At 66.0% G+C, this 22987-nt stretch carries 19 protein-coding genes; 12 read left to right on the top strand and 7 right to left on the bottom strand.

Annotated features, from left to right (window positions below; genetic code table 11):
• Positions 1–4 precede the first annotated feature (4 nt).
• The 3 genes from AC07XB_RS08295 to AC07XB_RS08305 form a co-directional block, all read right to left on the bottom strand.
• On the bottom strand, positions 5–988 hold the full coding sequence (locus AC07XB_RS08295) for a homoserine kinase (protein ID WP_492827679.1): 984 nt from the start codon (positions 986–988) through the stop codon (positions 5–7).
• Between the two features lie 197 nt (positions 989–1185).
• A complete protein-coding gene (locus tag AC07XB_RS08300) occupies positions 1186–1620 on the bottom strand; it encodes a hypothetical protein (RefSeq protein WP_492373995.1) in 435 nt (144 codons plus the stop codon).
• A gap of 206 nt (positions 1621–1826) precedes the next feature.
• Positions 1827–2765, bottom strand: a complete 939-nt coding sequence (locus tag AC07XB_RS08305) for an LOG family protein (RefSeq protein WP_254615357.1) — start codon at positions 2763–2765, stop codon at positions 1827–1829.
• A 4-nt stretch (positions 2766–2769) separates the two neighbouring features.
• Between AC07XB_RS08305 and polA the strand changes: the two genes are divergently transcribed.
• From polA to AC07XB_RS08325, 4 genes are all read left to right on the top strand, one after another.
• Positions 2770–5583, top strand: a complete 2814-nt coding sequence (gene polA / locus AC07XB_RS08310; protein WP_492373996.1) for a DNA polymerase I — start codon at positions 2770–2772, stop codon at positions 5581–5583.
• Positions 5584–5782: 199 nt separating this feature from the next.
• Positions 5783–7111, top strand: a complete 1329-nt coding sequence (locus AC07XB_RS08315; protein ID WP_492373997.1) for an NAD(P)/FAD-dependent oxidoreductase — start codon at positions 5783–5785, stop codon at positions 7109–7111.
• 159 nt (positions 7112–7270) lie between these two features.
• Positions 7271–8143 carry a dienelactone hydrolase family protein gene (locus tag AC07XB_RS08320; RefSeq protein ID WP_492373998.1) on the top strand — a complete coding sequence of 291 codons (873 nt, stop codon included), beginning with the start codon at positions 7271–7273 and terminating at the stop codon, positions 8141–8143.
• A gap of 193 nt (positions 8144–8336) precedes the next feature.
• Entirely contained in the window at positions 8337–9170 is an 834-nt protein-coding gene (locus AC07XB_RS08325; protein WP_492827826.1) for a ZIP family metal transporter, read from the top strand.
• Positions 9171–9200: 30 nt separating this feature from the next.
• On the opposite strand, the gene AC07XB_RS08330 is transcribed toward AC07XB_RS08325, so the two are convergent.
• From AC07XB_RS08330 to AC07XB_RS08340, 3 genes are all read right to left on the bottom strand, one after another.
• Positions 9201–10058, bottom strand: coding sequence for a sulfurtransferase (locus AC07XB_RS08330; protein WP_492373999.1), 858 nt, complete (start codon positions 10056–10058; stop codon positions 9201–9203).
• Positions 10059–10148: 90 nt separating this feature from the next.
• On the bottom strand, positions 10149–11069 hold the full coding sequence (locus AC07XB_RS08335; RefSeq protein ID WP_492827677.1) for a DMT family transporter: 921 nt from the start codon (positions 11067–11069) through the stop codon (positions 10149–10151).
• 255 nt (positions 11070–11324) lie between these two features.
• A complete protein-coding gene (locus AC07XB_RS08340; protein WP_174428233.1) occupies positions 11325–12428 on the bottom strand; it encodes an aromatic ring-hydroxylating oxygenase subunit alpha in 1104 nt (367 codons plus the stop codon).
• Positions 12429–12787: 359 nt separating this feature from the next.
• On the opposite strand from AC07XB_RS08340, the gene AC07XB_RS08345 reads away from it, so the two are divergent.
• The 4 genes from AC07XB_RS08345 (at position 12788) to folE2 (ending at position 17017) form a co-directional block, all read left to right on the top strand.
• Positions 12788–13078, top strand: a complete 291-nt coding sequence (locus AC07XB_RS08345; RefSeq protein ID WP_492814292.1) for an exodeoxyribonuclease VII small subunit — start codon at positions 12788–12790, stop codon at positions 13076–13078.
• Positions 13075–13995 carry a polyprenyl synthetase family protein gene (locus tag AC07XB_RS08350; RefSeq protein ID WP_492827675.1) on the top strand — a complete coding sequence of 307 codons (921 nt, stop codon included), beginning with the start codon at positions 13075–13077 and terminating at the stop codon, positions 13993–13995. The genes AC07XB_RS08345 and AC07XB_RS08350 overlap by 4 nt, the downstream gene beginning before the upstream one ends.
• Positions 13996–14054: 59 nt before the next feature.
• The gene (dxs, locus tag AC07XB_RS08355; RefSeq protein WP_492374002.1) at positions 14055–15965 is read left to right on the top strand and encodes a 1-deoxy-D-xylulose-5-phosphate synthase; all 1911 of its coding nucleotides are present in this window, start codon (positions 14055–14057) and stop codon (positions 15963–15965) included.
• A gap of 248 nt (positions 15966–16213) precedes the next feature.
• Positions 16214–17017, top strand: coding sequence for a GTP cyclohydrolase FolE2 (folE2, locus tag AC07XB_RS08360; protein WP_150984189.1), 804 nt, complete (start codon positions 16214–16216; stop codon positions 17015–17017).
• Between the two features lie 67 nt (positions 17018–17084).
• On the opposite strand, the gene tsaD is transcribed toward folE2, so the two are convergent.
• Complete coding sequence (gene tsaD, locus AC07XB_RS08365) at positions 17085–18125, bottom strand: tRNA (adenosine(37)-N6)-threonylcarbamoyltransferase complex transferase subunit TsaD (protein WP_492374003.1); 1041 nt, start codon at positions 18123–18125, stop codon at positions 17085–17087.
• 183 nt (positions 18126–18308) lie between these two features.
• Between tsaD and AC07XB_RS08370 the strand changes: the two genes are divergently transcribed.
• The 4 genes from AC07XB_RS08370 (at position 18309) to dnaG (ending at position 22537) form a co-directional block, all read left to right on the top strand.
• Complete coding sequence (locus AC07XB_RS08370; RefSeq protein ID WP_492827672.1) at positions 18309–19583, top strand: BaiN/RdsA family NAD(P)/FAD-dependent oxidoreductase; 1275 nt, start codon at positions 18309–18311, stop codon at positions 19581–19583.
• A 110-nt stretch (positions 19584–19693) separates the two neighbouring features.
• Complete coding sequence (gene rpsU / locus AC07XB_RS08375; protein WP_043348281.1) at positions 19694–19906, top strand: 30S ribosomal protein S21; 213 nt, start codon at positions 19694–19696, stop codon at positions 19904–19906.
• Between the two features lie 140 nt (positions 19907–20046).
• Positions 20047–20496 (top strand): GatB/YqeY domain-containing protein, encoded by a 450-nt coding sequence (locus AC07XB_RS08380; protein ID WP_492374005.1) that lies wholly within the window; start codon positions 20047–20049, stop codon positions 20494–20496.
• Positions 20497–20722: 226 nt separating this feature from the next.
• Complete coding sequence (gene dnaG / locus AC07XB_RS08385; protein WP_150984193.1) at positions 20723–22537, top strand: DNA primase; 1815 nt, start codon at positions 20723–20725, stop codon at positions 22535–22537.
• Positions 22538–22987 lie beyond the last annotated feature (450 nt).

Below are 22987 nucleotides of genomic sequence, written 5' to 3' on the forward strand. Positions count from 1 at the left end.
ACGGTCAGGTCCAGGGCAGCGCGGCGGCTTCGATGCGCCGGCGCAGGATGCGTTCAAAGTGGGTCGGGTCATGCGGTTGCAGCATGTCGGCCTCGCGTGGCAGGTAGAAGTCCCACAGGCGGGAAATCCAGAAGCGCAGTGCGCCGGCGCGCAGCATGTCGCGCCAGTGCTGCGCCTCGATGGGGCCCAGCGGCCTCACGGCATGATAAGCCCGCAGCAAGGCCTGGCCGCGGGCGGCGTCGAGCGCGCCGCTGGCCAGGTCGATGCACCAGTCGTTGACGGTGACGGCCAGGTCGAACAGCCACTTGTCGTTGCCGGCGAAGTAGAAATCGAAGAAGCCCCCCAGTTTCTCCTGCCCCGCCGGGCCAGCCTCGAACAGCGCGTTGTCACGGAACAGGTCGCAATGGCAAGGGCCGCCGGGCAGCGCCGCGTACTCCGCGCCGCCGAAGAAAGCGGTCTGGTGGGCCATTTCCTCGCGCAACAACGCTTGCTGGCCGGCATCCAGGAAGGGCAGGATCTCGCCTTCCGTTTGCTGCCACCACGGCAGGCTGCGCAGGTTGGGCTGCTGGCGCGGATAGCTCTGGCCGGCAAGGTGCATGCGGGCGAGCATGTCACCCACTTGCGCGCAGTGCCCCACGCCTGGCGTCAGCTGCGAGCCGCCCGGCAGGCGCGTGACGATGGTCGCCGGCTTGCCCTTGAGGGCACGCAGGATCTCGCCGTCGCGCCCCGGGATGGGCGCCGGCACGCGGATGTCGTGCGCGGCCAGGTGGGCCATCAGGTGCAGGTAATACGGCAGTTGCTCGAACGTCAGGCGCTCGAAGATGGTCAGCACGTACTCGCGTGTGACACCGTCCTGCTCCATGGTCAGGAAGAAGTTACTGTTCTCGATGCCTGAGGCAATGCCGCGCAAGTCGCGCATTTCGCCCAGGTTGTAATCAAGGAGCCAACTGGCGATCTCGTCCGGCGAGACCGTGGTGAATACGGCCATACTCTTTGTGTGAATCGAAACGGATGGCGGCGGGCGCAAGCAGAGCTTGGCTTTCGCGGCACGGATGCCGGAAGCGCCGGCGCGGCCCCGCCGTGATCATCTGGCGGGGTCGTGTGAAATCGGAAAACAGAAAACAAGTAGCAGAAGCGAAAACCAGGACCCGGGAGCCGGGGTGCTAAAACCCGGCACGCCGACGCTCAGAATTGCAGCACTTTGACCGATGGTACGCGGTTCGTGTCGTGGTCCCGGATCTTCGGCGAGCTGTCTTCCGGCTTGCTCATCTGGTATTTGGTGCCCATGCCGGACTTGACCTCGATATCGGTGGCCTGGCCTTTGTTCTTGTATTCCCGGATCTGGGTGCCATCCCGCTCATTGAGCTGGAAGCTCGGTTCGCGCGGCTGGTTCAGCTGGGTCTTGGCCGGCGAGGTGATCGGCCGGTTGTTGATCTGGTTCAGCTCTTGCTGGGTCAGCGCGCCGCCTGCCTGCTCGGCCGGCTGCGCCATCACCGCGGCCGGGGCGCCAAGCGCCACCAATGCTGCAAAAGCCAGCGCGCGCAGGGCGGCCGGACGAGGGGCTCCAAGCGGCTCCGGCGCTTGCGCGCGGGCGGTGGCCAGGAGTGAGGGGGAGGTCATTGAAGGCTCCTGCGCGGCGCAGCAGGCCGGGGGCATGCTGCGCCACAAATGGCGCTGCAGCCCGGCGGCGCCGGGCTTTGGCAGTGTGTCAGGCTTCCATTCTAGCAATTCCTGCCCGCGCCGGGCCCCTTGCGGTGACCCTGCGGGCACCTTTGCGGGGCGGGTGGCGCGCGCGGAAGCAGCCTGGCGGGCCTGTTCTACCTGGCTTACAGGTAGAACATCTCTTCCTTGGGCGGGATCGGGTTGTCGCCACCGCGCTGCTCGTAGTACTCATATACCGCTTCGAGCACTTCGTGCGGCTCGTCCACGATCTTCATCAGGTCGAGGTCATGCTCGGCGATCAGGCCCATCGGCAGCAGGGTGAAGCGGAACCAGTCAAGCAGGCCCTTCCAGAAGCGGCTGCCGAACAGCACCACCGGCACGGCGCGGGACTTGCCGGTCTGCACCAGCGTCAGCACTTCGGCCAGCTCATCCAGCGTGCCGAAACCGCCCGGCATCACGATAAAGGCGTCCGAATTCTTGACGAAGGTGACCTTGCGCGTGAAGAAGTGGCGAAAGCGCATGGCGATGTCCTGGTAGGGATTGCCTTGCTGCTCGTGCGGAAGCTCGATGTTCAGGCCCACGCTGGCTGACTTGCCCGCGTGGGCGCCCTTGTTGGCCGCCTCCATGATGCCCGGGCCGCCGCCCGAGATCACCGCGAAGCCGGCGTCGGAGAACAGGCGGGCGATCTCGATGGTGCGCTGGTAGTAAGGTGAATCCTCGCGCAGGCGCGCGCTACCGTAGATCGATACCGCCGGGCGGATCTCCGAAAGGTACTCGGTCGCCTCGATGAACTCTGCCATAATCGTGAACATTTGCCACGAAGCGCGCGCCTTCTTTGCTGTCGCGCGGTCTTCGTCGGCCAGCGCACGCAGGCTGGGAATCATCTTGCGTGGGTTGGCGCGGATGCCGGCGGCGGGAGACGTATCTCCCGGGCCATCGGCAGCGGCGCTGACCGTCACGTTCACATCCATATCGGCCGCGGTGGTAATACTGCCTTGCGCGGCCTGCTTGAGGGCTGCCGCCGGGTTATCGGCGCCGGCTGCGTCGGAAGGGGGGGCGGCGTTCGCACCGCCTGCGGCGGCACCAGTCAATTTTGAGTCCATGGGAATGTCGGATAGTCCAAAAACACTCTTGCTCGTCGATGGGTCGAGCTATCTGTATCGTGCGTATCACGCTCTGCCGGACCTGAGGAACGGTGAGGGCCTGCCCACAGGGGCAATCTACGGCATGATCAATATGCTGCGCAAGCTGCGCAGCGATTTCCCGGCAGAGTATAGCGCCTGCGTGTTCGACGCCAAGGGTAAGACCTTCCGCGACGACCTGTATCCGGCCTACAAGGAGCATCGCCCGTCGATGCCCGAGGACCTGGCCAAGCAGATCGAGCCGATCCACGAAGCGGTGCGCGCGCTGGGCTGGCCCATCGTGGTGGTGGAAGGCGTGGAGGCGGACGACGTGATCGGCACGCTGGCGCGCCGGGCCACCGCCGAAGGCATGCGCACGGTGGTCTCCACCGGTGACAAGGACCTGGCGCAACTGGTCGACGACCACGTCACGCTGGTCAATACCATGAGCGGGGAAATCCTCGACCCGCCCGGCGTGGCCGCCAAGTTCGGCGTGCCGCCGGTGCGCATCGTCGACTATCTCTCGCTGATTGGCGACGCCGTGGACAACGTGCCCGGCGTGCCCAAGGTGGGCCCCAAGACCGCGGTCAAATGGCTGACCGAGTACGGCACGCTCGACGATGTCATGGCCAATGCCCCCGGCATCAAGGGCGTGGTGGGCGAGAACCTGCGCAACACACTGGCGTGGCTGCCCAAGGCGCGCGAGCTGGTGACGGTCAAGACCGATTGCGACCTGACGAGCTCGCTGGCCGACTTCCACCAGCTTGAGGGTGGCAGCGAGGACAAGGACAAGCTGATTGACTTCTTTGCGCGCTATGGATTCAAGACCTGGCTGCGCGAGGCCACCGGCGAAAGCCTGCCCAACCCGCGCGCCCAGGCACGCGCAAGCGCGGCGCCGCCTGCGGCCGGCGCCGCCGCGGCGGGAGCCGACCCGGGTCCGGCCCAGGGCGGCCTGTTCGACAGCGCCCCGGCCCCGGCCCAGATCCGCTATGAAACCGTGGCCACCGAGGCGGCGCTGGAGGCCTGGATGCGGCGCATCGAAACCGCGCCGCTGGTGTCCATCGATACCGAGACCACTTCGCTGGACCCGCTGCAGGCCCAGCTGGTCGGCATCTCGCTGTCGATCGAGCCAGGCGAAGCCTGCTATATCCCGGTGGCGCACCGCGGCCCGGACGTGGTGGGCCTGGAAGCCAATGGCCAGCTCACGCGCGAGGCCGTGCTGGCACGCATGCGCGCCTGGCTCGAAGACCCGTCGCGCGGCAAGGTCGGCCAGAACCTGAAGTACGATTCCCATGTCTTTGCCAATCACGGCGTCAGCCTGCGCGGCATCGTGCACGACACCATGCTGCAGAGCTACGTGCTGGCGTCCCATCGCAACCATGGCATGGACAGCCTGGCCGAGCGCCTGCTTGGCCTGAAGACCATCAGCTACGAGGAAGTGTGCGGCAAGGGCGCGAGCCAGATCGGCTTTGACCAGATCGACATCGCGCGCGCCACCGAGTACGCGGCCGAGGATGCCGACGTCACGCTGCGCCTGCATTGCAACATGTACCCGCAGGTCGAGGCGTTGCCGGGGGTGCATTACGTCTACGAAAAGATCGAGATGCCGGTCTCGGTGGTGCTGCAGAAGATCGAGCGCAACGGCGTGCTGATCGACGCCGAGCGCCTGGGCGCGCAAAGCACGCAGCTCGGCCAGCGCATGCTGACGCTGGAGCAGGCCGCGTACGAGGCCGCGGGCCAGCCTTTCAACCTGGGCTCGCCCAAGCAGATCGGCGAGATCCTGTTCGGCCAGATGAAGCTGCCGGTGGTCAAGAAGACCGCCAGCGGCGCGCCGTCCACCGACGAAGAGGTGTTGCAGAAGCTGGCCGAGGATTACCCGCTGCCCAAGCTGCTGCTGGACTATCGCGGCCTGTCCAAGCTCAAGTCCACCTACACCGACAAGCTGCCGAAGATGGTCAACCCGGCCACCGGCCGCGTGCATACCAGCTACGGGCAGACCACAGCGGTGACCGGCCGGCTGGCTTCCACCGAGCCCAACCTGCAGAACATCCCGGTGCGCACCGAGGAAGGCCGGCGCATCCGCGAGGCCTTTATCGCCGGGCCGGGCAACGTGATCGTGTCGGCTGACTACTCGCAGATCGAGTTGCGCATCATGGCCCATATCTCTGGCGACGAGAACCTGATGCGCTCGTTCGCCGAGGGCGAGGACGTGCACCGCGCCACCGCCGCGGAGATCTTCGGCGTGGCGCCGGATGCCGTCAGCAGCGAGCAGCGCCGCTATGCCAAGGTCATCAACTTCGGCCTGATCTACGGCATGAGCGCCTTCGGCCTGGCCGGCAACCTCGGCATCGAGCGCGAGGCTGCCAAGCACTACATCGACCGCTATTTCATGCGCTATCCCGGCGTGGCGCGGTACATGGAAGAAACGCGCCAGACCGCGCGCGAGCAGGGCTTCGTCGAGACCGTGTTCGGGCGCCGCCTGTGGCTGCCGGACATCAATGGCGGTAACGGCCCGCGCCGCCAGGGCGCCGAGCGCGCCGCCATCAACGCGCCGATGCAGGGTACTGCCGCCGACCTGATCAAGCTGTCGATGATCGCGGTGCAGGACTGGCTGGAACGCGATGGCCTGGGCACGCGCCAGGTCATGCAGGTGCACGATGAACTGGTGCTGGAAGTGCCGCAGGCCGAGCTGGAACTGGTCAAGGTGAAGTTGCCGGAACTGATGTGCAACGTGGCTGAACTGCGTGTGCCGCTGGTGGCCGAGGTTGGCGCCGGCAGCAACTGGGAGGAGGCCCACTAAGCGCGCGGGGCGGCCTTCGGGGCCGCCCCGGGATTGCACCCGTCCCGGTATTCCTGCATCCTGGTTTCGATTGAAGCGACCGCTGAATCGGTGAATGGCGTCTTGCCAGTTGTGCTGCTGTGCAGCAGACTGATGAAAAGCCGAGGTCACTGGCTCGCGTCAGGCCCCGCAAAAGAATATCGACGACACTGGGTAGATCATGAGCACAGAGGGAAGGGCGCATCGCATCATCGTAGTCGGAGGAGGAGCAGGCGGGCTGGAGCTGGTCACGCGGCTGGGCGACAAGCTCGGCAAGGGCGGGGCCGCGCAGGTCGTACTGGTGGACCGCTCCCCCACGCATATCTGGAAACCACTGCTGCATGAAGTTGCCGCCGGCAGCATGGATCCCCACACCCATCAGCTTGAATACGTGGCGCAGGCCCGCTGGCATCATTTCGAATTCCAGCAAGGCGAGCTGACCGGCATCGACCGGGATCGCAAGACGATCTCGGTGGCGGCCTGTGTCGATCTCGACGGCACGGAGCTCTTGCCCGCACGCGATCTTTCCTATGACACCCTGGTGCTGGCGATTGGCTGCGTCACGCATTTCTTCGGCGTGCCCGGCGCCGCCGAGAACGCCATCGCGCTCGATACCGTGGACCAGGCGGAGCGCTTCCGCCGCAAGCTGATCTCGGCCTGCGTGCGCGCCCAGAACGGGCGCGGGCGCATCGGCGAGGATGGCCGCCCGCGCGTGGATGTTGCCATCATCGGTGCCGGCGCCACCGGTGTCGAGCTCTCTGCCGAGTTGCGCAATACCGCGCACGTGCTCAGCGCCTATGGGCTGCATCAGCTTGATCCGCGCCGCGATGTGCGCATCCACGTGGTCGAGGCCGGCCCGCGCATCCTGCCCGCGCTGTCCGAGCGCGTGTCCACCGAAACCACCAAGCTGCTGCACAAGCTCGATATCGAAGTCCTCACCGCCGAGCGCGTGACCGAAGTCACCGAGGACGCGGTGCTGACCGCCAGCGGCAAGCGCATCGACGCCGACCTGACGGTGTGGGCCGCCGGCATTACCGCGCCGGCGGTGCTTTCCACCCTGGGCCTGCCGGTCAGCCGCATGGGCCAGATCATCGTCAAGCCCACGCTGCAAAGCGAGATCGATCCCGATATCTTTGCCTTTGGCGACTGCGCCAGCTGCCCCTGGCCCGAGAAGCAGGGCGCCGTGCCGCCGCGCGCCCAGGCCGCGCACCAGCAGGCCACGTTCCTCTACGGCGCGCTGCGCGCGCGCCTGGACGGCAAGCCGCTGCCGTCTTTTGGGTTCAAGGACCTGGGCTCGCTGGTGTCGCTGGGGCATTTCAGCGCGGTCGGCAGCCTGATGGGCGGCCTGATCGGCGGCTCCATGTTTATCGAAGGGTTGATGGCGCGCGTGATGTACAGCTCCCTGTACCGCATGCACGTCATGGCGTTGCACGGCGCCGTGGGCATGGGGCTGGATACCGTGACCCACTGGCTGCGCAGCAAGACCAGCCCGCGCGTCAAGCTGCACTGACACGCGCCGGCGCAGGGCGAATCGCACTGCGAATCGCCCCGCTTGCCGGCCGCGTGCGCTGGACTCCATGTTTGCTTAGAATCGGATCTCGCCACGGCGGCGATGCCGCGCCGTGCGTTGTCCATCCAGATTCGCCATCCATGTCAGACAGGAGACCGCATGCTGAAGCCAGAAGTCGACAGCCTCGTACCCAGCCAGTCCTATGACCGCCGCGCGTTCGTCAAGACGGCGCTGGGTTCGGCCTTTGCCGCAGCAGCCTTGCCTGTGATGGCACAGGCCATCAAGACCGATTTCGCAGGCCTTGCCGCCGGCGAGGTGACGATTCCCTCGGGCGGCTTCAACATGCCGGCGTACCGCGCCCAGCCGGAAGGCAAGACCAACCTGCCGGTGGTGCTGGTGGTGAGCGAGATCTTCGGCGTACATGAGCACATCGCCGACATCTGCCGGCGCTTTGCCAAGCTGGGCTACCTCGCCATCGCGCCGGAGCTGTTCGCGCGCCAGGGCGACCCAAGCAGCTTCGGCACCATCCAGGAACTGCAGGCGAAGCTGATCTCCAAGGTCCCTGATGAACAAGTGATGGGAGACCTCGACGCGGCGACGGCCTGGGCCAAGGCCAACGGCGGCAACACCAGCCGCCTGGCCATTACCGGCTTCTGCTGGGGCGGGCGCATTACCTGGCTGTACGCCGCGCACAGCCAGCAGGTGAAGGCAGGCGTGGCCTGGTATGGCCAGCTGGTGGGCGAGCCGACCCCGATCAAGCCGCGCAACCCGATCGACCTGGCCGGCCAGCTCAAGGTGCCGGTGCTGGGCCTCTACGGCGGCAAGGACACCGGCATCACGCAGGAACAGGTCGAGAAGATGAAGGCGGCGCTGGCGGCATCAAGCGACCCCTTTGCCAAGGCTTCCACGTTCGTGGTCTACCCGGAATCCGGCCATGCCTTCAACGCGGACTACCGCCCGAGTTACCGGGAAGCGGATGCCAAGGACGGCTGGCAGCGTTGCCTGGCCTGGTTCAAGCAGCACGGGGTTTGAGGCGCGGCACGCCCTGGTGCGCATTTGCAGCAGGGTGCGGCGCTGCCGCGCCCGTAGCCAGGAGCGGCTTGTGCCACGGGATTTGCAAAACCGGCTGCAACCTACGTACAATGCGGGCTTCGTTTCTTGCAACCGTGTTGCGTTTGAGATCGATGCTGCTCCCTAAGAACGGAAAAGCCGATCCCGGGAGCCCATCATCGATTCCACGCTTGTCTACATCCTGCTTGCAGCCACCATCTCGGGGGTGGGCAGTATCTTTGGCGCGGCGCTGTTGTCGCTGACAGTGGCTTCCCGCGTGGTCGAGCGCATGGTGAGTTTCTCGGTGGGGGTGCTGCTGGCCACGGCGCTGCTGCATTCCCTGCCCGAGGCATTCGAGTCCGGCGGCGATCCGCGTGCCTTGTTCGGTACCTTGCTGGCCGGCCTGCTCGGCTTCTTCCTTCTGGAAAAAGTCGCGCTGCTGCGCCACTCGCATCATCACGAGGGCGATGGGCACCACCATCACCACGGCCATGACCGAGAGGAAGCCGGCCGTAGCGGCATGACCATCCTGGTGGGCGACACCTTCCACAATTTCGCCGACGGCATCGTGATCGCCGCGGCCTTCCTGGCGGATCCGCATATTGGCCTGGTCACCGCGCTGGCCATCGCCGCGCACGAGATCCCGCAGGAGGTGGGCGATTTCATCGTGCTGCTCAACGCCGGGTTCTCGAAGGCGCGCGCCTTTGCCTTTAACCTGCTGTCCAGCCTGGCGGCGATCGCTGGCGGCGTGGTGGGGTATTACCTGCTCGACCAGATGAGCGGCTGGATTCCCTACGTGCTGGTGATTGCTTCAAGCAGCTTCGTCTATATCGCCGTAAGCGACCTGATGCCGCAGATGCAGCGCAAGCCGCGCTGGCGCGAATCGATCATCCAGGTCGTGCTGGTCGCCACCGGGATCTGCGCCATCTTCTTCATCACCAATGGCGTGCACGAAGCGCATGACCATGGTCATGGCCATGCACATGGCGTGGCGGCTGCCGCCAGGTAAGCTGGCCCTGGCGGCTTGCGCCGCTCGCCATCAGGCCCCGCTTGCTACTGGCCGCGCCGGGTCGGCGCACCACTCGCTCCACGAGCCCGGATAGAGCGCGGCGCCCGGCATGCCGGCTACTTCCAGTGCCAGCAGGTTGTGGCAGGCGGTCACGCCCGAGCCGCACTGCATGATCGCCTCGCTGGCCGGCTTGCTGCCCAGCACTTGCCCGAACTCCTGGCGCAACGCGCTAGCCGGCTTGAAGCTGCCGTTTTCTCCCAGGTTGTCCTTGAAGAAGCGGTTGGCCGCGCCCGGGATATGCCCACCCACGGGGTCCAGCGTTTCATTCTCGCCACGGAAGCGGTCTGCCGCACGGGCGTCCACCACCAGCCGGGCCGGGTTTGCCAGGTTCGCCAGCACGGCGTCGGCGTCCACCGTGGCCACCAGCGCCGCCTTGCGCGTCAGGTTGCCCGGGGTTTCGGGCTCCGGCGTGTTGCCTGCCTCGAGCGGCAGGCCCGCCGCCACCCACGCATTCTTGCCGCCATCCAGCACGGCCACGGCGCCGTGGCCCAGCCAGCGCAGCAGCCACCAGGCGCGCGCCGCGTACATGCCGCCCTGCGCGTCGTAGGCAATGAGCTGGGTGTCTTCGCTAACGCCCAGCACGCGCAGGCGCGCGGTCAGCGTGTTCGGGTCCGGCAACGGGTGCCGGCCGTTGGTGCCGGTTTTCTCGCCGGACAGTTCGTTGTCCAGGTGCAGATAGAAGGCGCCGGGCAGGTGGCCCACGTGATAGGCCTCGCGTCCGGCGGCCGGGTTGGCCAGGTCGAAACTGCAGTCGATCACGACGCTGTGGCGGCTGCCGTCTTCGCGCAGCGCGCGCAGGTCCTGGCTGGAGATCAGGGTGGTGAACATGGCGTAACCTTGGGTTGGGATCGTTGCGCCGCAACGGCACGGGCAGGCGCGGTGAGAGGGCGGGGTGAGCACGGTCCGCCACCCCCGATGCTACACCTCGGGGTGCACTTCCGCCTCGGCCGACTTGACCGGGGTATCGGCGGTTGGCTGCCGGTTGGAGCCTTCGCGCGCCCGGGTCAGCGTGGTGGCGATGCCGCTGGCGATGATCAGCCCCATGCCGACCCAGGACAGCCAGTTGAGCTGGTCGCGCCAGACAATCATGCCCCATAGGCTGGAGAACACGATGCCGGCGTATTGCAGGTTGGCGGTGAGCAGCGTGTTGCCGCGTTTGTAGGCGCGCGTCATCGCGGTCTGGCCGAGCGTGGCCAGGATGCCGATCGCCAGCAGCAGGCCCGCGCCGCGCCAGGTGTGGGTGCTCGGGCCGGTGTACAGCATCCAGGCCAGGCCGACCACCATCCCGACTGCCGAGAAATAGAACACGATGCGGCCTTCGGGCTCGCCCAGCTGGCCGAGCTGGCGCACCTCGACATAGGCCAGCGCGGTGAACATGCCGGAGATCAGGCCGATCAGGCCGCCGGTGAGCTGGTTATGGCCGACAGAAGGCTGCAACAGGCAGATCACGCCGCCGAACGACATCAGGATGGCGCCGATCAGCTTGCGGTCCGCGCCGCCGGTGCCGGTCAAGGCTGCGCCGGCGCCCAGGATCAGCGCGATCCAGACCGGCGACATGTAATTCAGGGTCATCGCCGTGGCCAGCGGCAGCATGGTGATCGAGGTGAACCACAGCAGCAGGGCGGTCACGCCGAACAAGCTGCGCTTGATATGCATGGCCATGTGCGGCGTACGCACCGAGGTGCCCGACGAAGCCAGCACCGTCCACATGATGATCACGCCGATCAGGCTGCGGTAGAACACGATCTCGCCCGTGGCATAGATCTCGGATGCCAGCTTGACGCCCACCCCCATTAAAGAGAAGGCGAAGGCGGCGAACAGCATCCAGAGCGATTGCATGGTGGGGCGAAAGGAAGAATGGACAGCGCGCGAAGCGGGTCCTGGCGGGGGCGGGGATCCGAATCGCGAAAGGCTCCGCATGGGGCGAATGGCCGGCAGGGCAGGCGGCGAGACGCCGGACGCACACCGGAAGCGGCGATTGTATCAGCGAGTGTGCACCGCACCAAAGGCAAAACGGACCGCATGGGCGGTCCGTTTTGCTTGCGTCTGCGCTGCGCTGTCGATGCCGCGGCTCGCTGGGACTTGGCTGGCGGGTCAGTCCGTGAAGGACATGGCGCGGCGATACCATTCATGAAAGTGCTGCATACCGTCTTCCATGGGCGACTGGTATGGACCCGTCTCACTGACGCCGCGTTTGGCCAGCGCCCGGCGCCCGGCATCCATGCGCTCTGCGATCTCGTCGTCCTCGACGCAGGTTTCCATGTAAGCGGCGCGCTCGGCCTCGACGAACTCGCGCTCGAACAGCGCGATTTCCTCGGGGTAGTAGAACTCCACGACGTTGCGCGTCTTGTTCGGCCCGAGCGGGTGCAGGGTGGAGACCACCAGCACGTTCGGATACCACTCCACCATGATGTTGGGGTAGTAGGTGAGCCAGATCGCGCCGTACTTGGGCAGCACGCCGTTGTTGAAGCGCAGCACGGCCTCATGCCACTTCTGGTACGTAGGGCTGCCCGGGCGCTTCAGGCCCGCGTGCAACCCGACCGTCTGGACGCTGTGCCAGTCGCCGAACTCCCAGCTCAGGTCGTCGCAGGAGACAAAGCTCCCGAGGCCCGGGTGGAACGGCACGACGTGGTAGTCCTCCAGATAGACCTCGATAAAGGTCTTCCAGTTGTAGTTGCACTCGTGGATCTCGACGTGGTCGAGCAGGTAGCCTTCGAAGTTCAGGTCTTCGGCCACGCCCAGGCGGGCCAGGTCGGCGCGAACGTCGCGCTGCCCCTCGAACAGCAGGCCGTTCCAGTTCTGTAGCGGCGAGCGGTTCAGGTGGACGCACGGACGCTCGGCGAAATGCGGCGCGCCGAGCAGTTCGCCCTTCAGGTCGTAGGTCCAGCGGTGCAAGGGGCAGACAATGTTCTTCGCATTGCCGCGGCCATTGAGCATGATGGCCTGCCGATGGCGGCAGACATTGGACATGAGCTCGATCCCGTCGGCATTCCGTACCAGGATGCGGCCCTCGTCCTCGGCGGCCAGCGCCTGAAAATCGCCCGTTTCGGGGATCATCAGTTCGTGGCCGACATAGCCCGGGCCCTTCTTGAACAGCAGTTCCAGTTCTTGTTGATGCAGTGCCTCGTCGATGTAGACGTTCACGGGCAACTGCGTATCAGCCGGCACCAGTTTCAGCGCGGTGCTGAGATTGGACATTATCCCCACTCCCTATGACAGGCGAAAGCAGTGAACAACCCAACCATCGAAAAAGAAATCGATTTGGGAAAGACAGTCAGCCGCGCCGTGGCCCGCTTCCGGGTCGAAAGATGGAGATCGCGCTGACGAACCGCGGATTGTACCCGAGCGAAAAAGTTAAGGGACTGATTATTTAGCCTTTTTAGCGAAAAAGTCGACCCGGGTCGTCATGGAGGTGTCGTTCGGGGCGCATTCGGAAAGACGACCCAAGCGCACAAGTCACTTTCCGGCAACGCATGTCGATGCCCCCTGTTGCATGGGATGCGGGCAATGCCCCGCTTTGGCGTAAAATCCCAGCTTCCCCAGATTCAATGTCCGCAATGCCAAAGACTACGAGCTCCCCGGCCCAGACCGATCCGGCCGCGACCGACCAGCGGTCCGCCTCCGCGCCGCCCGCCTCCTACGAGGCCGCCATGGCCGAACTGGAGGCGCTGGTAGCCAGCATGGAGGGCGGCGCCTTGCCGCTGGAAGATTCTTTGGCCGCGTACAAGCGCGGGGCCGAACTGGTCAGGTACTGCCAGCAGATGCTCGAACGCGTGGAACAACAGGTTAAAGTGCTGGACGGCGATGTGCTCAAGCCCATGGCCGCCGATGCTGGAGACCTGGAATGAGTGAATCGCAACAAGCTACCGAAGCCGGCGATTTCGCCGCGTGGATGCGCGCCACGGGCGCCAGGACCGAGGCCGCGCTCGACGCCGGGCTGCCGGCTGTGGAGACAGTGCCTTGCACGCTGCACGAAGCCATGCGGTATGCTGTGCTCGGCGGTGGCAAGCGGGTTCGCCCCTTGCTGGTGCACGCGGCCGGTGAAGTAGCGGGCGCCGCACCCGAGGCCTGCGACGCGGCAGCCAGCGCGGTGGAGATGATCCACGCGTACTCGCTGGTGCATGACGATATGCCCTGCATGGACGATGACGATTTGCGTCGTGGCCGTCCCACCGTGCACAAGGCCTATGATGAAGCGACGGCGCTGCTGGTAGGCGACGCGCTGCAGACCCAGGCCTTCGTGGTGCTGGCCGAATCGGCCTTGCTGACCTCGCTCGACGCCGCCGCGCGCCTGCGCCTGGTAGCGGAACTGGCCCGGGCATCCGGCTCGGTGGGCATGGCAGGCGGGCAGGCGATCGACCTGCAGCATGTCGGCCTGGCCATGTCGCTGGAAGAACTGGAAGGCATGCACCGCATGAAGACCGGTGCGTTGCTGCGCGCCAGCGTGCGCATGGGCGCTTACTGCGGTGCCGTGGACGAAGCCGGCCTGGCCGCGCTCGACCGCTACGCCGCAGCCGTGGGCCTGGCGTTCCAGGTGGTGGACGATATCCTCGACGTGACCGCGGATACCGCCACGCTGGGCAAGACCGCCGGCAAGGACGCGGCAAACGACAAGCCGACCTACGTGTCGCTGATGGGGCTCGAACCTGCACGCCAGCTGGCGGAGCAGCTTCGGGCCACGGCGCATGAAGCGTTGGCGGTGTTCGGCGCGCGCGCCCGACGCCTGGGCGAACTGGCCGATCTTATCGTGTTGCGCTCGAATTGAATGGATACGCAGGAAAAACTGACAACCGGGCACAAGAATCCGGCCGCCGAACGGACATCATGACCTACGCACTGCTCAAAACTATTGACGACCCCGCAGCCCTTCGCAGGCTGGACCGCCGCCAGCTCAAGACGCTGGCCGACGAACTCCGCGCCTACGTGCTCGAATCGGTGTCGCAAACCGGCGGCCACCTGTCGTCCAACCTGGGCACGGTCGAGCTGACCATTGCCCTGCACTATGTGTTCAATACACCGGACGACCGCGTCGTCTGGGACGTGGGGCACCAAAGCTATCCGCACAAGATCCTGACCGGTCGCCGCGACCGCATGCATTCGCTGCGCCAGTGGGGCGGCATCTCGGGCTTCCCGCGCCGCTCGGAAAGCGAGTACGACACCTTCGGCACCGCGCATTCGTCCACCTCCATCTCGGCTGCGCTGGGCATGGCGCTGGGTGCGCGCACGCTGGGCGAGAAGCGCGTTTCCATCGCCGTGATCGGCGACGGCGCGATGACCGCCGGCATGGCCTTCGAGGCCATGAACAACGCCGGTGTCTACAAGGACCTGCCGCTGCTGGTGGTGCTCAACGACAACGACATGTCGATCTCGCCGCCGGTGGGCGCGCTCAACAGCCACCTCGCGCGGTTGATGAGCGGCAAGTTCTACGCGGCCACCAAGAAGGGCATTGAACGCGTGCTGTCAGTGGCCCCGCCGGTGCTCGAGTTCGCCAAGCGCTTCGAGGAACATGCCAAGGGCATGATGGTGCCGGCGACGCTGTTCGAGGAATTCGGCTTCAACTACATCGGCCCGATCGACGGCCATGATCTCGAATCGCTGGTGCCGACGCTGCAGAACATCCGCCAGCGCGCCCTCGAAGGCGGCGGCCCGCAGTTCCTGCACGTGGTCACCAAGAAGGGCCAGGGCTACAAGCTGGCCGAGGCCGACCCGATCCTGTACCACGGCCCCGGCAAGTTCAACCCGGCCGAAGGCATCCGCCCGTCGACCAAGCCGGCCCGCAAGACCTACACGCAGGTGTTCGGCGAATGGCTGTGCGACATGGCCGCCGCCGATCCCAAGCTGGTGGCGGTGACGCCGGCCATGCGCGAAGGCTCCGGCATGGTCGAGTTCGAGAAGCGCTTCCCCAGCCGCTACTACGACGTGGGCATCGCGGAGCAGCATGCCGTGACGTTCGCCGGCGGGCTGGCCTGTGAAGGCCTCAAGCCCGTGCTGGCGATCTACTCCACGTTCCTGCAGCGCGGCTATGACCAGCTGATCCACGACGTGGCGCTGCAGAATCTGCCGGTGGTGTTCGCACTCGACCGCGCCGGCCTGGTCGGCGCCGACGGCGCTACCCATGCGGGTGCCTACGATATCGCGTTCCTGCGTTGCATCCCCAACTTGATGGTGATGACGCCGGCCGACGAGAACGAATGCCGCCAGCTGCTGACCACCGCGTACCAGCAGGATTGCCCGACCGCCGTGCGTTACCCGCGCGGCGCCGGCACGGGCGTGGCGACCGAGGCCGCGCTCACCGCGCTGCCGGTGGGCAAGGGCGAGATGCGCCGCACGGGCGGGGCGCGCGCCGGCCAGCGCGTGGCTTTCCTGGCGTTCGGCTCGATGCTGCATCCGGCGCTGGGCGCGGCCGAGGCGCTCGACGCCTCGGTGGCCAACATGCGCTTCGTCAAGCCGCTTGACGAGGCGCTGGTGAAGAAGCTCGCGAGCGAGCATGACTACCTCGTCACCGTCGAAGAAGGCTGCGTGATGGGCGGCGCTGGCAGCGCGGTGCTCGAAGCGCTGGCCGCCGCCGGCATCGCCATGCCGGTGCTGCAGCTCGGCCTGCCCGACCGCTTCGTCGATCATGGCGACCCGGCCTTCCTGTTGTCGCAGTGCGGGCTGGACGCCAAGGGCATCGAGCAATCGGTGCGTGAGCGCTTCAACCTCGCCCAGCCTGCCGTCGCCACCCGCGCGGCCTGAGCCAACGGCGCGCCCGCAGCTTGCGGGCGCGCCGGTTTTCCTGATGGTTTCCTGATGCCATCACCCGTGCATCCCGTACGGGTATCGCCCCGCTCGTGGGCAGTCAAAGGCAAATTCCCTTAGAATCCCAGGTTCTGTGTTCGCAGCTGCGGGAAGCCATCGGCTTTGCCATCCCCGCGGTTTCACACTCGTTGCGCGGCAAGGTTGACTGCGAAAAATGCCGCGACCGTAGAGGAAACCTGATCGATATGAATGACATCAATCCCGCCTTTGTGATGCCCGACGTGCAGTCGAGCCTCGATACCCGCCAGATCCCCATCCAGCGGGTTGGCGTGAAGGGCGTGCGTTACCCCCTGTCGCTGAAGACGCCGGCTGGCGTACTGGCCACCGTCGGCACCTTCAATCTCGATGTGCACCTGCCTGCCGACCAGAAGGGCACGCACATGTCGCGTTTCGTCGCGTTGCTGGAAGAAGAGCGCGAGCCGCTGGAACTGGCGAGCTTCCGCACGCTGCTCGACAAGATGCTGGTCAAGCTGGAAGCCGAGGCTGGCCGCATCGAAGTGACCTTCCCGTATTTCATCAACAAGACCGCGCCGGTATCCGGCGTGCAATCGTTGATGGACTATGAAGTCACGCTGATCGGCGAAGTGCGCAACGGCGCCACCAAGGTCTTCCTGAAAGCCCTGGTTCCGGTCACCAGCCTGTGCCCGTGCTCGAAGAAGATCTCGCAGTACGGCGCGCACAACCAGCGCTCGCACATCACCATGAACGTCGAACTGGCGGCCGACCTGCCGGTCGAGGCGCTGGTGCGCATGGCCGAGGAAGAAGCCTCGTGCGAGTTGTGGGGCCTGCTCAAGCGCCCGGACGAGAAATTTGTCACCGAGCGCGCTTACGAGAACCCCAAGTTCGTCGAGGACCTGGTGCGCGATATCGCCATGCGCCTGAATGCGGACGATCGCATCGTGGCCTATGTGCTGGAGGCCGAGAACTTCGAGTCCATCCACAATCACAGCGCCTACGCCGTGATCGAGCGCGACAAGCGCGCGCAGTAAGCCCGCCGTGCCGCAGTAAAAAAAGCCACCGTAAGGTGGCTTTTTTTACTGCATCGAAGCGTTCGCTTCAGGCGGCGGGGCGCTCCGGCAGCCGGATGTCCGACAGCTCCCAGCGCGGCGTCACGCCGTAGCCGTAGTCGCGCTTGGCCAGCTCCGGCGCGGCTTGCAGCCGCATGGCGCCAGCGAAGGCGATCATGGCGCCGTTGTCCGTGCAGAAGGCCAGGTCCGGATAGTAGACCTCGATCTTCTTCTGCGCGCCAAGCTGGTTCAGCCGCTCGCGCAGCTGCCGGTTGGCGCCCACGCCGCCGGCCACCACCAGGCGCCGGTGCCCGGTCTGCTTGAGGGCGGCCATCGACTTGGCGGCCAGCACGTCGACGATGGCATCGACAAAGGAGCGTGCCAGGTTGGCCCGGTCCTGCTCGCACACATTGCCCAGCTTGCGGGTTTGCGTGAGCACGGCGGTTTTCAGGCCGGCGAAGGAGAAATCGAGGGTGCCCGAATGCAGCATCGGACGCGGCAGGGCGTACGTGCCGGGCACGCCGAACTCGGCCAGCCGCGAGACTTCGGGGCCGCCCGGGTAGCTCAGGCCGAGCAGCTTGGCGGTCTTGTCGAACGCTTCGCCGGCGGCATCGTCCAGGGTCTCGCCCAGCAAGGCGTAATCGCCGATGCCGCGCACTTCCATCAGCTGCGTGTGCCCGCCCGAAACCAGCAAGGCAACGAACGGGAATGGCGGCGGATTGGGTGTCAGCAGCGGCGACAGCAGGTGGCCTTCGAGATGGTGCACGCCCAGCATCGGCACGTTCAGTGCGAAGCCCAGGGCGTTGGCCACCGATGCACCCACCAGCAGCGCGCCGGCCAGGCCAGGGCCTTGGGTGAAGGCAATCGCATCGATGTCGGCGCGGGTGCGGCCGGCTTCGTCGAGCACCTGCTGCAACAGCGGCAGCACGCGGCGGATATGGTCGCGCGAGGCGAGCTCAGGCACGACGCCGCCGTAGTCGCGGTGCATGGCGATCTGCGAATGCAGGGCGTGGGCGAGCAGGCCGGATTGCGTGTCGTAGAGCGCGAGGCCGGTTTCGTCGCAGGAGGATTCGATGCCGAGGACAAGCATGGGGCAGGCAAGGCCGGCATCAGCGAGGCCGGCAAATCAAGGGGTTGGAGCGGCCTGACGACCATCGGGCCGGCAGCCGGGCATGAGGCCAGCAGGGTAGCACAGCGGCGCTGGCCATGCTTTTCGCTACAATCGCCGCTTCTTCCGCAGGCACTAATCAGGCATTCATTGGGCAAGACAGACATGGGCAGCAAGCAGACCACAGAGACCGGCCGGGCCGGCGCGCGCGCAGGGCGCTTCGACGTGGCGGTGCTTGGCGCCGGGGCCGCCGGCATGATGTGCGCCGCTGTGGCGGGGCAGGGTGGCGCCAGCGTGGTGCTGATCGACCACGCCACCAAGGTGGCGGAGAAAATCCGCATCTCCGGTGGCGGGCGCTGCAATTTCACCAACCTGCAGGCGGGGCCGGCCAATTTCCTGTCGGCTAATCCGCACTTCTGCCGTTCCGCGCTCGCCCGCTACACGCCGCAGGATTTCCTCGCGCTGATGCGCAAGCATGAGATCGACTGGCACGAGAAGCACCGCGGCCAACTCTTCTGCAACGACAGCGCCGAGCAGGTGATCGAGATGCTGCGTGCCGAATGCGGCGCGGGCAACGTGCACTGGCGCACCGGCTGCGGCGTGGAAGAGGTCAGGCGCGAGGGCGACGATTTCCTGCTGATGACGGCAAGCGGGCCGGTGCGTGCCGGCGCGCTGGTGGTGGCCACGGGCGGCCTGTCCATCCCGAAGATCGGCGCAACCGACATCGGCTACCGCATTGCCCGCCAGTTTGGGCTGGGCGTTGTCGAGACGCGCCCGGCGCTGGTGCCGCTGACGTTCGACGGGCAGGGCTGGGCGCCATTCGTGCCGCTGGCCGGCGTGTCGATGGAGGTAGACATTGCGACGGGAAGCGGCAAGACGGCCGGCGCCTTCCGCGAGGACTTGCTGTGGACCCATCGCGGCCTGTCCGGCCCGGCCGTGCTGCAGATTTCCAGCTTCTGGCGCCCTGGCACGCCGATCACCATCGACCTGTTCGACGGCAACGACGCCAGTGAATGGCTGCTCGAGCAAAAGGGTGGCAGCCGCAAGCACCTGGCCAACCTGCTCGCCGAGCGCCTGCCGGCGCGTCTGGCCGACGCCTGGTGCGCGGCAGCGGGCCTGAACGGCGCGCAGCCGCTGCACGATATGCCGGACAAGGCACTGCGTCGGCTGGGCGCGGCGCTCAACAGCTGGCAACTGGTGCCGGCAGGCACCGAGGGCTACCGCAAGGCCGAGGTCACGCTTGGCGGCGTGGACACGCGCGCGCTGTCGTCGGCGACCATGATGGCGCGCACCGTGCCCAACCTGTATTTCATCGGCGAGGTGGTCGACGTCACCGGGTGGCTGGGCGGGTACAACTTCCAGTGGGCGTGGGCATCCGGCGTGGCCGCCGGGCAGGCCGTGGCAGAGAGCGCAAGGGCCATGGCGGCGGGGACAGCCTGAGTGTCGTAAGCAGCATGGCGGCAAAAAAACCGCCATACGGGCTTGACAGCGGTTGTGCTACACTTGTAGCTTTCGTAAAACCGCTAACAGCTGCTACTTATTTCAGCAAAATGACCACGATCCACCTTAAAGAAAACGAGCCGTTTGAAGTTGCCATGCGTCGTTTCAAGCGCACCATCGAGAAAAACGGCTTGCTGACTGAATTGCGGGCTCGCGAGTTTTACGAAAAGCCGACGGCTGAGCGCAAGCGCAAGAAGGCCGCGGCCGAAAAGCGCCACTACAAGCGCATCCGCAGCCTGATGCTGCCGAAGAAGATGTACTGAGCGTACCCTTCGCGTTCCGCATCAAAACCCGCTGTGGGCAAGGCTCCGGCGGGTTTTTGCATTGGCGGCCCGACGGCCGGCGTTGCGCCTGCCGGCACCATCCCGGCACCATCCCGCCCAAACTTTCCTGGAATAATGCGATGTCCCTCAAAGCCCGTGTAACCGAAGACATGAAGGCCGCCATGCGTGCCCGCGAGACCGAGCGCCTCGGCACCATCCGCTTGCTGCTGGCTGCCATCAAGCAACGGGAAGTGGACGAGCGCATCGAGCTCGACGACACCGCCGTGCAGGCCGTGATCGAAAAGCTGATCAAGCAGCGCAAGGACTCCATCTCCCAGTTCACCCAGGCCGGCCGCACCGACCTGGCCGACAAGGAGAGCGCGGAAATCGAAGTGCTCAAGGTCTACATGCCGGCGGCCCTGTCGGATGCGGAAGTGGCCGCCGAAGTGCAGGCCGCGGTCACGGAAACCGGCGCCACCGGCCCGCAGGACATGGGCAAGGTCATGGCCGTGCTCAAGGCCAAACTGGCCGGCCGTGCCGACATGACCGCCGTCTCCGGTCTGGTCAAGGCCGCGCTGGCGGCGCGTTGAGCGGGGCGGGCCGCCAGCTGGCACCTGGCGGCCGGAGGCCGCGGAGTACGGCTAAAGGCACTTTTTTGCCCGGCACCCCTCGCCGGCTCTGGCTGCAATCCGTTGCGTCTGCACTACAATGTAGTGTTAAGAGGCCGGAAAGCGCAGTGCCGGTCACGCACTTCATGAACCAGATATCGCCGCTGCCCGGTACCACGGGCAGTTCGGCCATAGGACGACAAGCCGGGTGATTCCGCAATCCTTCATTCAGGACCTGCTCAACCGTGTCGACATAGTCGATGTGGTGGGCAAGTACGTGCAGTTGAAGAAGGGCGGCGCCAACTTCATGGGGCTCTGCCCCTTTCACAACGAGAAGTCGCCGTCGTTCACGGTCTCGCCGACCAAGCAGTTCTATCACTGCTTTGGTTGCGCAGCGCATGGCTCGGCCATCGGCTTCCTGATGGAATACTCGGGGCAATCCTACCCCGATGCTGTGCGCGAGTTGGCGCAATCGGTCGGCCTGTCCGTGCCCGAGGAGCGCGACCGGCTGCCGCCGGCCCAGCGCGCCGAAGTGCAGGCGCGCTCGCTGGCGCTGTCCGATGCCATGACCCGCGCGACCGAGTTCTACCGCAAGCAATTGCGCAGCGCGCCGCAGGCGATCCAGTACCTCAAGAGCCGCGGCCTGACCGGCGAGATCGCGGCGCAGTTTGGCCTGGGCTATGCCCCGGACGACTGGCAGGGGCTGGAGTCGGTGTTCGGCAATTATCGCGACGATGCGATCGCCGGGCCGCTGGTGGAAGCCGGCCTGATGATCGAAAGCGCCGAGAAGCGCGACGCCGACGGCAAGCCGCGGCGCTACGATCGCTTCCGGGACCGCATCATGTTTCCCATCCGCAGCACCAAGGGCCAGGTGATCGGCTTTGGCGGGCGGGTGATGGGGCAGGGCGAGCCCAAGTACCTGAATTCACCGGAAACGCCCCTGTTCAGCAAAGGCACCGAGCTATATGGCCTGTTCGAGGCCCGCCATGCGATCCGGGAAACCGGCTATGTTTTGGTGGTCGAAGGTTATATGGACGTGGTGGCCCTGGCTCAGCTGGGCTTTGCCAACGCCGTGGCCACGCTGGGCACGGCCTGCACGGCAGTGCATGTGCAAAAGCTGTTGCGCCAGACCGATGCCGTGGTGTTCTCGTTTGACGGCGACGCGGCCGGGCGCCGCGCGGCGCGCCGGGCCCTGGAGGCCTGCCTGCCGTACGTGGCGGACAACAAGACCATCCGCTTCCTGTTCCTGCCCGCCGAGCACGACCCGGACAGCTATGTGCGCGAGCAGGGCACCGACGCGTTTGCCGCGCAGGTGCGCGATGCCATGCCGCTGTCGCGCTTCCTGCTGCAGGTGGTGTCGGAGGGGCAGGAGCTGCGCCAGGCCGAGGGGCGCGCCCGCGCCCAGTACGAGGCCAAGCCGCTGCTGCAGTCCATGCCTGCAGGCGGCCTGCGGTTGCAGATCGTGCGCGAGCTTGCCGATGCCACCGGCACCACGCCGGCCGAAATCGAAGCCGTCTGCGGGCTGGCGAGCGACCCGGCGCGGGTCGGACGCTTTGCCCAGCCGCGGCCGCGCACCAAGCGCCAGGCCCCCACCGGGCTCGAGCAGCGGGTGCTGCAGTTGCTGATGCGCTACCCGCAGCTGTCGAGCCGGCTCGACGCCGATAGCCGGGCACTGCTGCTGGAAGACGAGCAGGCCGACGCCGAAGTGCTGGCGCACCTGGTGTCCGCGTGCGACGAGTTGCAGGGCGAGGTGAACTTCGCGGCCTTTAGCGAGCATCTCGCACAGTCGCCGTACGCCGAGGTCTACGCCAATGTGCGCGCCGCGGTACTGCGTGAAGAGATCGATGAGGAACCTGCCGAGCAGGAGTTCGATACCGCCATCGCCAAGCTGCTGGCGGGGCCGTTGCGCCGCGAGCTCGACATGCTCCAGCAGTCGGTGATCATGGGCACTGCGGATGAGCAAGGCAAGAGCCGCATGCGATGGCTGGTCAGCGAGATCAATCGCCGGCGGCAGTTGGGTTGAATTGGGTTGAATCGGGTTGACCGTCCGGTAGGTCGGGCAAGGTGGGTGGTGACAAATAAGTGAGGGCTTGGCGTGGCATGGCTACGCTTAAGCCTTGATTTTTCAGGTGAAAACCTCACCTGTTGGGAAGCCGGCTAATTGCTAGTGCTACAATAGCCGGTTTGGATAGCGAGATCTTTCTCTCCCCTTCTGGTGAAAGTGAGCGTGCCAATGGCAAAGGCCAAAGCAACCGAAAAGGTTTCCACTAAAACTCCCCAATCGGGGAGCGGCAAGGCGTCCGTGAAAACAACGGCGGCTGCGAAGACAGCCGCGTCAGTCAAGGCGCCAGCCCAGCCTGTGCCAGCTAAGACAGCTCGGAGCGCCAAGGCGCCCGCAGCGTCCACTTCCACCGGGATCCGCCCGTCCGAAAACCTGAAGCCCTCGACTTCGGCACACGAGAGCGGCGATAGC

The organism is Cupriavidus sp. GW821-FHT02F09, from assembly GCF_059421605.1.

Bases quoted from the DNA above. Each gene is read 5' to 3' on its own strand.
- AC07XB_RS08345 (WP_492814292.1), top strand. From the start codon at position 12,788: ATGCCAAAGACTACGAGCTCCCCGGCCCAGACCGATCCGGCCGCGACC.
- tsaD (WP_492374003.1), bottom strand. From the start codon at position 18,125: ATGCTTGTCCTCGGCATCGAATCCTCCTGCGACGAAACCGGCCTCGCG.
- AC07XB_RS08315 (WP_492373997.1), top strand. From the start codon at position 5,783: ATGAGCACAGAGGGAAGGGCGCATCGCATCATCGTAGTCGGAGGAGGA.
- AC07XB_RS08340 (WP_174428233.1), bottom strand. From the start codon at position 12,428: ATGTCCAATCTCAGCACCGCGCTGAAACTGGTGCCGGCTGATACGCAG.
- AC07XB_RS08295 (WP_492827679.1), bottom strand. From the start codon at position 988: ATGGCCGTATTCACCACGGTCTCGCCGGACGAGATCGCCAGTTGGCTC.
- AC07XB_RS08320 (WP_492373998.1), top strand. From the start codon at position 7,271: ATGCTGAAGCCAGAAGTCGACAGCCTCGTACCCAGCCAGTCCTATGAC.
- AC07XB_RS08300 (WP_492373995.1), bottom strand. From the start codon at position 1,620: ATGACCTCCCCCTCACTCCTGGCCACCGCCCGCGCGCAAGCGCCGGAG.
- AC07XB_RS08380 (WP_492374005.1), top strand. From the start codon at position 20,047: ATGTCCCTCAAAGCCCGTGTAACCGAAGACATGAAGGCCGCCATGCGT.
- AC07XB_RS08350 (WP_492827675.1), top strand. From the start codon at position 13,075: ATGAGTGAATCGCAACAAGCTACCGAAGCCGGCGATTTCGCCGCGTGG.
- AC07XB_RS08335 (WP_492827677.1), bottom strand. From the start codon at position 11,069: ATGCAATCGCTCTGGATGCTGTTCGCCGCCTTCGCCTTCTCTTTAATG.
- AC07XB_RS08330 (WP_492373999.1), bottom strand. From the start codon at position 10,058: ATGTTCACCACCCTGATCTCCAGCCAGGACCTGCGCGCGCTGCGCGAA.
- folE2 (WP_150984189.1), top strand. From the start codon at position 16,214: ATGAATGACATCAATCCCGCCTTTGTGATGCCCGACGTGCAGTCGAGC.
- dxs (WP_492374002.1), top strand. From the start codon at position 14,055: ATGACCTACGCACTGCTCAAAACTATTGACGACCCCGCAGCCCTTCGC.
- rpsU (WP_043348281.1), top strand. From the start codon at position 19,694: ATGACCACGATCCACCTTAAAGAAAACGAGCCGTTTGAAGTTGCCATG.
- AC07XB_RS08305 (WP_254615357.1), bottom strand. From the start codon at position 2,765: ATGGACTCAAAATTGACTGGTGCCGCCGCAGGCGGTGCGAACGCCGCC.
- polA (WP_492373996.1), top strand. From the start codon at position 2,770: ATGTCGGATAGTCCAAAAACACTCTTGCTCGTCGATGGGTCGAGCTAT.
- AC07XB_RS08370 (WP_492827672.1), top strand. From the start codon at position 18,309: ATGGGCAGCAAGCAGACCACAGAGACCGGCCGGGCCGGCGCGCGCGCA.